5 protein-coding genes are annotated in these 13223 nt (G+C 48.4%); 2 read left to right on the plus strand and 3 right to left on the minus strand.

Annotation, left to right across the window (positions count from 1 at the left end):
- Window positions 1-95 precede the first annotated feature (95 nt).
- Window positions 96-6557 (plus strand): phosphodiester glycosidase family protein, encoded by a 6462-nt coding sequence (locus QP775_RS11375; RefSeq protein ID WP_285106105.1) that lies wholly within the window; start codon window positions 96-98, stop codon window positions 6555-6557.
- Between the two features lie 156 nt (window positions 6558-6713).
- Here the strand turns inward: QP775_RS11375 and QP775_RS11380 are convergent, their stop codons facing one another.
- Window positions 6714-7190 (minus strand): GyrI-like domain-containing protein, encoded by a 477-nt coding sequence (locus tag QP775_RS11380; RefSeq protein WP_285106107.1) that lies wholly within the window; start codon window positions 7188-7190, stop codon window positions 6714-6716.
- A 515-nt stretch (window positions 7191-7705) separates the two neighbouring features.
- On the opposite strand from QP775_RS11380, the gene QP775_RS11385 reads away from it, so the two are divergent.
- Window positions 7706-8938: a CynX/NimT family MFS transporter gene (locus QP775_RS11385; RefSeq protein ID WP_285106109.1), complete on the plus strand. Its 1233-nt coding sequence runs from the start codon at window positions 7706-7708 to the stop codon at window positions 8936-8938.
- Between the two features lie 155 nt (window positions 8939-9093).
- Here QP775_RS11385 and QP775_RS11390 read toward each other — a convergent pair whose 3' ends face one another.
- Together QP775_RS11390 and ade are read right to left on the minus strand one after the other, a co-directional pair.
- Entirely contained in the window at window positions 9094-11241 is a 2148-nt protein-coding gene (locus QP775_RS11390; protein WP_239328966.1) for a YhgE/Pip domain-containing protein, read from the minus strand.
- A 203-nt stretch (window positions 11242-11444) separates the two neighbouring features.
- A complete protein-coding gene (ade, locus tag QP775_RS11395; RefSeq protein ID WP_285106112.1) occupies window positions 11445-13187 on the minus strand; it encodes an adenine deaminase in 1743 nt (580 codons plus the stop codon).
- Between the last annotated feature and the right edge of the window lie 36 nt (window positions 13188-13223).

Raw genomic sequence — 13223 nt, forward strand, 5'->3', positions numbered from 1 at the left:
ACGCAAGAAGTGAGGCGGAATCATCGGTGGTTCGAGAATAACGCCCGCTTGTCCAATTGCAGGTTGAACAACAGTAGGAGGCTATGAAACGAACCATGAAACAGATTGAGCGCACAATGTCGCTAATATTAATTGTGATGCTACTGGCATCTTTAGGCAGTCCAATGGGCCAGGTCATGGCAGCGGACACCGGATCAACGTCGAATGCTCTAGTGCTTGATTCACGTCGTATGACCCTTGGGCCTGGCGCGACGTATGTATGGCAGGATATGAAATTAAAGCAAGGCTTGGAAAAAATACATTACGTTGAATTTGATCCGTCTAACCCAATGCTGGACGTACAAGCCGGACGGACAAATGGCAAAGTATACGGCATGACAGGCGTCACCCAGATGGCAAATGATGCAGATAAGCCTGGCAACCGAGTCGTTGCGGCTATTAACGGGGACTTTTACGACATGTCGACAGGCGTGCCGTTGGGCTTGTTTGTGGATGGCGGCCGCATTCTGGTCAGCCCTCCGTATAAAACCGACTGGTATGCGTTTGGGCTTCGTGAGGACGGAACTACAATTTATGATCTGAGTCCGACGTTGGAGCGGACGATTACGATTAACGGAGATATCGTTAACATATCGCACATTAACCGCATGCGCGATAATTCAGAGTCGCTTATGCTCTACACAAGTGATTTTCATACCTCGACGATGACTAATGATCTGGGCGACGAGGTTGTGTTGGACGTGCTCAGCGGAGAAGTGAAGAGCGGGAGCAGCTTAAAATTGAAAGTTGCAGACATACATAAAAATAAGGGCAATACACCTTTGGCAGCTGGGCAGGTCGTATTGTCTGCTTCTGGCAAGTATCGTGATGTGCTAGCGAAGCTGAAGCGCGGGGACGAAGTCAATGCCCGTTTTGAAATGGAGGATGCCTGGAAAAGTGTCAAGATGGCAATCGGCGGCGTTCACATTTTATTGAAGAAGGGCATGGTTCAGCCTCACGATGATAAGACTTTACAACCACGTGTTGCAATCGGAACCAAGGCGGACGGTTCGATTATAATGATGGTTATCGACGGTCGTGCGCCTGGCTTCAGCGAAGGGGTTTCGTACGATGATCTGGCGCTAATTATGAAGCAGGCAGGGGCTGTAGATGCGCTTTGTCTGGATGGCGGAGGTTCTTCTACCTTTGTTGCCAGACTTCCTGGGGAGCTGAAGCGAAGCGTGCTGAATCAGCCATCCGATGGCTATGAGCGAAAGACCGCAAATGGCATTTTGCTCGTAAATAAAGCGCCTGAGGGGCCCGCTGAGAAGCTAATTGTCCAACCTTCATTTGAGCGCGTACTGGCAGGTTCCTCACTTACGTATAAGACGGCAGGTGTAGATGCATCCGGTCATCCAGCTTCAATAACAGAGCCTCCGATTTGGAGTGTTGACCCTGCTGTTGGGAGTATCGACGCGCAGGGTTTGTTTAAAGCCGGTTCTACAGCAGGAACTGCTGCTATCCATGTTTCGACAGGATCGCTGGCTGGCAGCGGACAAGTAGAAGTGGTAGATACATTAATGGAATTGAGATTTCCAGATGCGGTACGTACTGTTACCTCAGGAGGCAAGGTGCCGTTGAGTGTGACGGCGCTGCGAGACGGACAAGTGATTCGTTCATCCCCTAATCAATTTGAATGGAAAGTGGAAGGACCGATTGGCACTGTAGATGCAGACGGTATATTTACCGCCACCAGCGACACACAGAAGGAAGGGCGGGTCGTCGTCAGCCACAAAGGGGTGACAGCGTCCGTGGATGTGAAGGTGGGACTTCCGCCTGTTATACTGGAGGATTTTGAAAGTGGCATCGGCCGCTATCATGAATCATCTGGTGCACGCTACAAGCTGGTGCGCGCTTCTGAGGAAAGCAGCGAAGATTATGTTCGCTTCGGTCAGAAATCAATCAAGTTGGAATATGACTTTAGGGAGCAGTTGGGTACCTCTGGCGCATATATTGCGGCAAAGGACAAATCGCAGTGGATCGAAATTCCAGGGTATCCAGAGAAACTAAGTGCATGGGTATATGGCGATGGTAAGAAGCATTGGCTTCGTTCGCAACTGAGGGACGGCAATGATGCTGCTGTTGGGATCGACTGGATAGACGCTTCGATCGGTGTAGATTGGGTCGGCTGGAAGTATGTTGAAGTTAGCATTCCGAAGGGTAGACCACTCCCGCTGCGAATCGATCAGCCTTTCCGATACATGGAGACAAATAACAATAAGAAAGATGAGGGTGTACTATATTTTGATCAGCTTCGTGCTTTGTATGGACCTGTTCAGGATGATATGAAGCCGCCTCTCATCAAGGATCTTACTCCACGGGACGGCGTAACTGTTCATACAAATACACCAAAGATTCAAGTTGTGGCTGAGGATGATGGGTATGATCCTGTGAAGCATCCAGGAACAACGTTAATTGACCCTAACTCGATACGTATGTATGTAGACGGTGTACAAGTCGCGGCTACTTTATATCCGCCTAAGGGACAAATCCATTATGTACCGTCAGTGCCGCTGGCTGATGGCGTTCATGCCGTCAGGGTGAGGGTAAAGGACGAGTCAGGCAACATGGCAGAGAAAAACTGGACGTTTACGGTGGACACGGGGGCTTCCAAGATCATGTATAGCGGTAAGCCAGAAGTGTATGCAGGTGATACCTACACGGTAAATATACAAGCCATCAAAGCCGCTGAGATTAGATCGGGATACATTGAATACCGCTATAATCGACAATTGGTGGACAGCGTTCAGGTTGATAAACATGCCTTGTTAACGGAAGCTCAGCTGCGAGCTGAGGTGGATGAGGTGAAGGGGACAGTCAAGATTACCTTTAATGGCTTGGACACTATTTCCTTACAGGATGATGATACTATGGCTGCTATCCGTTTTAAATTGAAAGCGGAAGCTGAGGGCCAGTTTAAGCTTAACTTTGAAACGGGTGCTTTTAAGTTAAAGGACAAGGGTGACACGTTATTCGCATTCTATGGACTTCCTGTAGAAGCGACCATCAAGAACCAACTGCAGTTGGCTTGGGAGGAGGATGGCATCGCCCACGGTTATAAGACGGTATTCCATGTGAGCGATGAGCAAGGACTGCCGGTAGCAGGAGCATCAATTGTCACAGTTGAAGGTGTAATGGTTGGTGTGACAGATGCCGGAGGCCAGGTTCAATCCTCTGTACTAACGGCAGAAGTGAAGGAATACGTGATTCGTGCGATAAAAGCGGGACAATACAGCCGTACCCATAAATTTAAAGTATCCAAGCTGTTCGGTTCTGCGAATCCACATAACATTAGTGTATCAATGGGAGTGGATGCTTCCAGCTCACGTGGCTTTACGTGGCATACACATCCTAATACAACGGATACCGTAGTGGAGCTTGTCAAGAAGACTGACTTTACGGACTTTAATAGCAGCCTAGTGAGAAAAGTGATCGGCAGCAGTTACATTTTTAATACAACGGATATTGGTACCGTGCGTGTGCATAAGGCAGTTGTTGAAGGTTTGGAGCCAAACACCGCCTATGTATATCGTGTCGGTGATGGCAATGGGAGTTATAGTACGCAAGGCAGCTTTGAGACGGCAGGGTTAGGGGATGAGCGTACTAAATTTGTGTATATTGCGGACTCACAAGCAACGGACGACGCTGGCTTTAAGCTGTGGGGCGATATTTTGGACAAGGCGATGACAGATCATCCAGATGCTGAATTTTTACTGCATACGGGCGATATTGTTGAGGATGGCTATAAAGAAAATGAGTGGAATCTGTGGTTTAAATACACGCAGGAGCAGTTATTAAAAACCACGATTGTATCTGTGGTAGGGAACCATGAAGTTACGGGTCCTAATAAAAATGATTATTTCCTAGCGCACTTTAACCATCCGCAAAATGGGATCAATAAGTTGAAGGGCAGCAGTTATTCTTTTGATCATAAAGACGTTCACATTGCGGTGTTAAATAGTGAATACGAGTTTGAAGCGCAGCAGGAATGGCTGCGTCAAGACTTAGCCGCGACTAAAAAGAAATGGAAGCTCGTCGCGTTCCATCGCGGACCATACGGCAGCGTATATGATACTGAACATATTCGCAAGCAATGGGCTCCGGTGATGGATGAATATAAAGTGGATCTTGTACTTAACGGACATGATCATGTGTACATGCGAAGTCATCCGATGCGAGGGGAAAAGATCGTAGGGGATGGTGAGGGTACAACTTATGTAATTGCAGGTTCTTCCGGACCGAAGTTCTATGCGATCTTTGACCGCTATTGGCAGAAGGTGATGGATGACGAGAAGACGCAAATCTACACAGCTGTCGAAGTGGAAGGTAATGAATTAAAATTTGTAGCCAAGACCAAAACCGGTCGTGTGGTGGATCAATTTGTGCTTACGAAGCCAGACAGCAAGCCGGAGCATGTCGTGATAGACCGTAATCAAGCAGAGATGGCCGTAGGAGAAGCCATAAAGCTGAATGCAGTCGTGATGCCTGAAGGCACTTATGACCGTTCAGTAACATGGTCTGTCTATCAAGCGGTGCCGTCGAATCCGACTGTTGGACATGATGTGGTGCAAGTGACGCCCGACGGTGTCGTCACGGCGCTTCAGCTTGGGCAGGCTTGGGTTCGGGCACAAAGTGTCGTCGCTTCGGTGTATGCAGACACTTTGATTACTGTGAACCGCCCACAGCAGGTTGAGATTAAGGGTATAGAATTAAGCCCATCTACAGCCAAGATGAAAGTGGGGGAGACATTACAGGCACGTGCAGTTGTTTTACCAAGTGATTTGGCTAATCAGAGTGTAGTCTGGTCGGTATACGGTTCGCATTCAACAGGCATAGCAAGTGTGACGGATCAAGGCTTGATTAAGGGGCTGAAGCCAGGCACGGCCACTATACGGGCAATGAGCCAGAAAGATGGCACTAAGTATGCGGACATGCAGCTTACGGTAGAACCATCAGGGCCTGCGGTTGTGCCTGTGCAGAAAGTGGTGCTGAGCCAAAGCAGTGCGACTTTAAAGGAAGGCGAAGGTCTGCAATTGATTGCGACGGTACTCCCTGTTAATGCAACTAATGCATCTGTCGTCTGGGCAGTTTATGGCCAATCAGCTGCGCAGGACATTGTAGAAGTGTCACAAACAGGTTTTATTAGGGCTATCAAGGAAGGAAAGGTCATTATTCGGGTAACGAGCTTAAGTGACGTTAGCAAACATGCTGATTTCACACTTACGGTGGTGAGACGGACAGAAAGCGGAGGGGATACATCATCTCCGAATCCACCAAGCAGGCCAGAGACAGACAAGCCGGATACAAGCAAACCTGATACTTCGGATATCCCAAATGACCTTAAAGTGGTTGGCGGTCGTATTACGGGGACAGCCAAAATTGACGCAAACAACCGACATGCTGCCATAGAGCTGCCAAGCAAAGCATGGGAAGAGGCATTGTCTCAAGCAAGCGCTGATGCAGGCGGAGTGAAGCAGGTACGGTTCGAGGTAGCGGGAACAAAGGATGCGGCGCAGTTGGAGGTGAAGCTGCCTATAGATGCTGTAGCAGCGAGTAATCTTAAGAGCCGCCTCCAACTGGTGACGGACATCGCAGAGGTTGTATTGGCGTCAAATGCGCTATCTTCTTCTAACAGCAGCAACAGGGTTTCCCTTATCTTGCGCAAAGAGGATGCGGCCGCTGTCCCGTCTAGTCTATTTGTCCAGGTAGGTAATCGTCCAGTGATCGGCATTCATGCGAAGCAAGGAGAGCAGATCTTATCGTGGAACAAAGCTGGCGAAGCATCGCGTATCCGGATATCTTACAAGCCGCAACCTGCTGAATTAGCGAAGACACAGGGGATTATAGTGTGGCATATCAATGATGCGGGTGTAGCGGCAATCGTCCCAAATGGTCGATATGATGCTAAATCAGGCACTGTGCAGTTGTCATCACAGGAGCCAGGAACGTATGCGATTGCGTATGTGAATCACACCTTCCGTGATATACAGTCAATGGCATGGGCACACGAAGCGGTGGAGTTCCTTGCAGCACGTAACGTGGTGAAAGGTATTGACGGCAATATGTTTGCGCCTAATCGCAATGTGACACGTGCAGATTATATCGTGATGCTGGTGCGTGCTTTGGGGCTGACAGCCCAACAGAGGTCAGAATTTACGGACGTGGCAAATGATAAGTACTATTATGAAGCCGTAACTATTGCGAAGTCACTCGGCATTACTCAAGGTGTTGGCGATGAACGATTTATACCAGATCAAGCCATATCACGTGAAGAAATGCTGGTGATGACTGCCCGTGCGCTCAAGCAGGCTAATAAGCTGGACGTGGTCTATAATCCGAGTGTTATGGCCCAATTCGAGGATGCGCAGCAAGTGAAGGTATTCGCAGCTGCGAGTGTGTCTTCTCTGGTTGAAGCGGGAATCCTCACTGGCAGTGGGAAGCGGTTGTATGTGAGCAGCCATGCTTCGCGTGCAGAGGTGGCAGTGCTGCTTACGCGGGTTCTTCACACCGTTTATTAAAGGGCAGAGTGCGATCACCTAGGAGTTAATGCAACAGGAGATACTGGAGAAGAACGATCTGAGAAAACAACTTACCTCCATCAATGGAGGTAAGTTGTTTTTCTGTGCTCCTACGCATGTAAATCAAAATGATTTTATCTCAAGTGAAGTGCCGCTCTACTCCTCCATAGGCAAATAAATATCGATAGTACTCTCCTCTTCCTCAAGAGAATCCATTTGAGCCCAATACTCCAGATCAAAGGGCCGAGAACCGCAAATATCTTGATCACGGATGAAATCATAGGTTTCTCCTATTTGGGATTCAGGTCCCTTATGAGTAACCTTTGCATAAGTTCCAGCGGGTATCGTATGTTGAACGAAGCCCTCAGGAATTGAGGAATAATCGTGAACTTCCACCGCTACAATACTTATGAATGGTATATCTGGCGTCCATTCACCATCTGGGTAAACTTGAACCAAGTAAATGCCATCGTTATCTAACCGATTTGCAATTTCATGGCGCTTTTTAAAGAGTTCCTCACGTAGTTTTATGACAATATCATTTTCGAGATCTTGATTTACCGACGCCGTAACAGTGTAACCTACCAGCTTTGTTTCGCTGCGTTCCATCGTTTGCATGTGTGTGGTTGTCATACGTCTCAACTCCTTATTTAGAAGAGAATAATAGAAAAATAGACGGTTTCAAATCATTATACGATCTACCAATCATAAATGGAAGTAATTTCAAGTTTGAGGGTGTTTAATGCGATACGTTCCGCTCAAATGGATTTAGCTGCTTACAGTATCTTGTTACCTATAGAAGGTTGCTGCAGAAAGAACAAGCAAATCTTGCGCGATGCCCTAATAGGATTGCTGTTGATATTAATCTGCTGGCATCATCTCGTCCGATAAGGAGGCGCTAGGTCGCGTCTGTACCCGTATTCCTCACAAATTATACGATTTACACGTGTAATTAAAGACATATGGCTGCTAAGAGGCGATTCCATTTGGGCAAAGAGAGGTCTAATCCTGTTATAATAGCGTAGTCATTTGAGAACACTTATCATCTGGCTATAAGGAATGATTGCTGCATAAGATGTGGATTCGAGCAATTCCTTCTGGATAAGTAAGCAAGGCAGATTCGATTATAGAAAGTAAGGAGCTACAACATGGAATTACAGCATCAACCCGAGCAGCGCTCGGTTCATATGTGGAACATTATCGGCCTGTTTGCGATTGCCGTTAACTTGCGCGCGGCCATTACGAGTGTAGGCCCGCTCATTAATCAGATTCGTGAAGAGACGGGGTTATCCAGCGGCATGTCAGGCATGCTTACCGCTTTGCCTCTGCTAGCCTTCGCATTGCTGTCACCGATCGCGCCGAAGCTGGCTAAACGCTGGGGGCAAGAGGTGACAATAGGCGCCAGTATGCTGGTATTGGCGATAGGTCTTATTATTCGTTATTTACCTGCATTATCGACGTTATATATGGGTACAGCCATCATTGGGGTTGGGATAGCGATCTGCAACGTACTTCTGCCTAGCTATGTCGTACGCAAGTTTCCCCCAAGCAAGATTGGTCGTATGACAGGCTTATATTCCATTGCGTTAGGTATGTTTGCAGCCGTATCAGCAGCGGTAAGCGTACCGCTTGCGACAGCATTCGGATGGAGAGGATCGTTATTTTCCTGGATCGTGTTACTCGTCGTATCCTGGTTCTTATTTTTGCCCCAGATCATTGCAGGTCGGCGAGAAGCGGCACAGCAGGAGAAGATCCAAACCGCGACCGTTGCACAGCATCAGGAGCCTAAGGGCAAACTCTGGAGCAGCAAAGTCGCGTGGTATGTCGCGCTGTTTATGGGGCTGCAGTCGTTTGGCGCTTACGTGCTGTACGCATGGATGCCAGCGCTTGTAGCGGATCGCGGCTTCTCGGCCTCGACTTCGGCTTTAATGTTGACCATTGTTCAACTCGTCAATATGCCTTCGATGTTCCTGGCGACGTCCTTTGCCAGTCGGAAACGGAGTCAGAGTCTCATAATAGTTTGTATCGCAGTTGTGGGTTTGGTTGGATATTCTAGCTTATTTACGAGCTCGCTGCCGATCATTATCGTTGGCTCTGTGCTAATCGGCATCTGTCAGGGCGGAAGCTTCAGTGTGGCGTTATATATGATCTCCATTCGTGCGCGAGGCAGCCAGCAAGCGGCAGAATTGTCCGGCATGGCGCAAGCGATAGGGTATACGTTGGCTGCAACAGGACCGATTCTTTTTGGATGGCTGCATGACCAGTCAGGGAATTGGAGTGTGCCGCTTATCTCCCTGCTGACGCTCACATGCCTACAATTGATATTTGGTTATCTGGCGGGTAAAGATCGTTATGTTACAGCTGCGCCAGAAGTTCATTAACGCTTCGAAAAGATCAGTTTTCTATTGATCGCAAACAGCCGATACGGGCCTACACCTGTATCGGCTGTTTGTGATGAAATAGATCTGATTTAACGTTTTGCATAGGGGATATTAGCTGTAGAGTGTACGGACTGGCAGAATGAGTAATTGTCAATCTAATGAATTAGCTTGCTCTCCTTTGCCTTTTTCACCAGTACCGCGCTGCTGCGGTTAATTGACGTTTTTAAAGCTAATCCAATGACCAAGAAAATACCGGCATAGATGACCATCATTAGCAGATCGCGCTGAATGATATCCCACAATATTCCTCCTACTGCTTCGCGCATCATGCTGATGGCATACGTAAAGGGCAAATAGGGATATATCGCCTGGAAGAAAGGCGGTGTTACTTGAATCGGAAACGTCCCTCCTGAACCTGCAAGTTGGAGTACGAGCAGGACAATTGCTAACGCTTTGCCGACGTTGCCAAACACGGAGACGAGTGTGTAGACGATTAACATAAATACACTGCTGATGAGCAGTCCGAATAGGACAAACCAGCTTTTGTTCAGCACATAAGCACCTAGGATATACATATCTCCTACCGTAACAAAGAAAGATTGGAGCAGCGCAATTGTCAAGAAAGTGAGGTAGCGCCCAAAATAAATCTGATAATCTTTGTAAGAAGCTCCTTCCTCATGAACCTCTACTGTAAGCAGCGAGACAAGCAGTAGTGCACCTACCCAGAGCGACAGCGTCGTAAAGAACGGCGACATAGCCGAGCCATAGTTTGGGATGGGGTATAGCTTATTTTCCTTTAGTCGAACAGGCTCCGCAAAAAACTCACTCTCTTTTTCGAAATTATTTTTAAGCAGATCAATAATTTCATTAATGTCGCCACGTGCTTCAATAGCACGGATCTTATCGGCGACGTCCTTTATTTTTCCTTGAACGGCAGGCAAACTGCTCTTTATCGCTTTGATTTCCTTGCTGCCAACGACAAGTGCCTTGGAAGCGTCATCCAATATCTTCTTAACATCCGGCATTCGTGAAATGCCCTGCTGCAGCACCTTATTTGTATTTTGTACGGTTTGCTGTGCCTTCTTCATACCTTGTTTGATCTCAGGCGCAATCTCTGTATCAAAGCGATTATACAGTTCTCGGCTTATATCCGCAGTACTTGCAGCAGCGCTGTTCAACCGGCTAATGAGCTCGTCCGAGGCATTTTCGCCTCGCCGTACCGCATCCAGAAGCTGGTTGACGATGGATTGCTGCTGCTCCAGCTTATTGGTCATTCCTTGCACCTGATTAGTGATCAGCGAAGGGCCGCCCGGGAGCAAGCGTCCAAGACGCTGGAACCAATCAGCAAGGCCAGACGATACACGAATAGCGGCTTGAAGTCGCGTATCCGTTCGTTCCAAGCTCTTGAGCACAAGCGAGGGCTTCGCTTTGGCATCCTGTAGTAAGGATGTTACATCCTGAGCGGCTATCGCTGTCTGTTCGATAGAACCGATGTCCTGCTTGATATAAGGGGCAATTGTCTCGAGACCTTGGTTGCTGTACGTCAGAAGCTCGGACACGCCTTGCGCGAATGTTGCTCCTTCCTCTGCAATTTGCGCGACAAGTGGGAGATTCTGTTTCGCCTCCGCAACGATCTCATTGGACTTGCTCACATCGGTCAGTGCGGTGTCTACCGCTTGGGAGATCTGCGGGAAGTTCTGTTCGAGCTTAAAGACGAGGCTGCGAACCTTCTCAATCGTCGGCAATTCATTTTTAAGTTCCACGCCAACCTCGTTAAATATTTCAAAAATAGTACCATTTGCCGTTTTTACGAAATTAGAGCTTACTTGTTCAATAATGCTGGATGCGCCTTTGGATGTAATTTTCGGCGAGATCGCATTAATTTTTTCATTCACGTAGTATTCTATCTCAGCTTTGATCGGATTGTCGGTCAATACGGTGCCGATTCTGGCGGAAAAGTCTTTGGGTATCACAATGCTGGCATAATAGTCACCGTGCTGAACCCCGTGATAAGCTTCTTTCTCATCCATGAACATCCAACCAATGGAGTGGTTTTCTTTTAGAGAGGCTATAATTTCACGTCCGATGTTAATCGGTTTGTTTAGAATTGTTGTGCCTGCATCATTGTTAGCAACTGCAATCTGAATCCCTTTGGTATTGCCATACGGGTCCCATGAGGCTTCGATGTTAAACCACGCATAGAGAGAGGGTAGCACGACAAGTCCGCCGATAATAACGGCTGCTGCCCAGTTAGTGACGATTCGGGATAAGTCTGTTTTGTATATCGAGAAAATGTTTTTCATAATTCCTCCACAACAAGCGAATGCAAATGAATTGCTAATCCACATTATGTGTTGGAGAATATGTTGTCATGCATGAAGTGGCAAGAATGTTACGGTGCACATTCCACAGTCTGCATTCCGCAGTCCAAAGACTCCACGTATGACAAATGCAATTCTTGCACATTGTCATGAAGTGGAGTCTTCAAAACGATAAGATAAAGAGGTTAGTTCTGCGTAATGGAAATGTGACGGAATGACTGGAAGTCAAACAGTCCCATATCGGTCAGTTTCAGCTCTGGGATGACGGGCAGACACAAAAAAGATAACGTTACAAAAGGGTGAAACGCCTTTGAGGCGTTCACTTGATCAAGTGCTTGATGAAGCATTTCGAGCTGTTTGACGACATCCTCATAACGGGCAGTGGAGATTAATCCGGCAAGCGGCAAATTAAGAGATGCTAGCACCTGCCCCTCTTTAATGACTGCTAGACCGCCACCGGAGCGGTGCAGCGTCTCTATGGCAAGCAGCATATCACGGTCGTTGGTGCCAGCTACGACCAAGTTGTGCGAGTCATGGGCAACCGTCGAAGCTATGGCCCCAGAAGTAAGTGCAAAGCCCTTCACGATGCCGAGACCGATGTTGCCTGTATCATGATGACGCTCCACGACTGCTATCTTGAGCTGATCATTTACAGTCGAAGGCTGGAAGCAGCCGCCTACTGCATCAACCTCTTCGATGAGATGGCGCGTAATCAAGCTGTTAGGCGAAATTCCAATTATATGACAGTTGTGGTGGCCATCTAATGGCATATGAAGGTGCTGCTCGTTGATCTGCTGGATGTGAACTGTACGCAGCAGGTTGTCGGGCGGAGCCACTATTTCTAACATGGGGCCTACGTACTGTCCCTCTTGTGCGACTAGTTGTCCGAACCTGTACACCTGGTGAATCTTAATCTGTTCCAAATCATCCAAGAGTAGTAGGTCGGCGTCAAAACCAGGTGCCACGGCTCCTTTTGTCATGAAGCCGAAGCACTCGGCAGCATTCAGCGATGCCATCTGGATAGCGGTGAGCGGGTCAATGCCGCATTGAATTGCCAGGCGAACATTGTAGTCGACGCTGCCTTCCGTGATCAATTCGTCGAGATGCTTGTCATCCGTGCAAAATACGCATCGACGTGCATTATGGGCTGTCACGACCGGAGCGAGCGCTTGCACGTCTTTGGCGACCGAGCCCTCGCGCAGCATAACGTACATACCGCGGCTAAGTCGCGACTTCGCCTCTTCGGCGCGGACGCACTCATGATCCGTGCGAATACCTGCTGCACGGTAGACGTTCACGGCATCGTCATCGAGACCTGCGCCGTGTCCATCGAGATAGCCGCTATGCTGCAGCGCATCCGTGAGCTTCTGCGTCATGTCCTCATCGCCCTGTCGAACGGAAGGATAATCCATCACTTCGGCGAGACCAAGTACACGCGGATGCGCATAGAACGGGCGCAGCTTGTCCGCGGTCAGGACGGCGCCTGCGTTCTCGAACTGGGTCGCCGGCACGCAGGACGGCAGCATGACTCGAACGTCCAGCGGCAGTCCTTCCGAGGCATCCAGCATGTATTGGATGCCATCCGCACCACTGACGTTAGCGATCTCATGCGGATCTGTCACGACAGTGGTTATCCCGTGTGGCAAGACGACACGGGCGAACTCGGGTGGCGTCACCATTGAGGATTCGATATGGACGTGTGTATCTATAAAGGAAGGCGCGATGTAACGGCCTTGTGCATCGATCTCCTGTTTACCTTCATAACGCCCGATTCCGACGATTCGTCCGTCTGTAATTGCGACGTCACCTGTTATCACTTCGAGATTAAATACGTCGATAATACGACCGTTCTTAATGACAAGATCGGCGGGTTTCTGCTTGCTGGCGGATAAGATGAGGTGTTGTACTTGCTGTTGATTGACAGTCATGGGGTCAATAATCTCCTTTAAAGTTGATAAAAGCAA

It is taken from the genome of Paenibacillus sp. UMB4589-SE434 (assembly GCF_030226685.1).
Taxonomy (GTDB): domain Bacteria; phylum Bacillota; class Bacilli; order Paenibacillales; family Paenibacillaceae; genus Paenibacillus_B.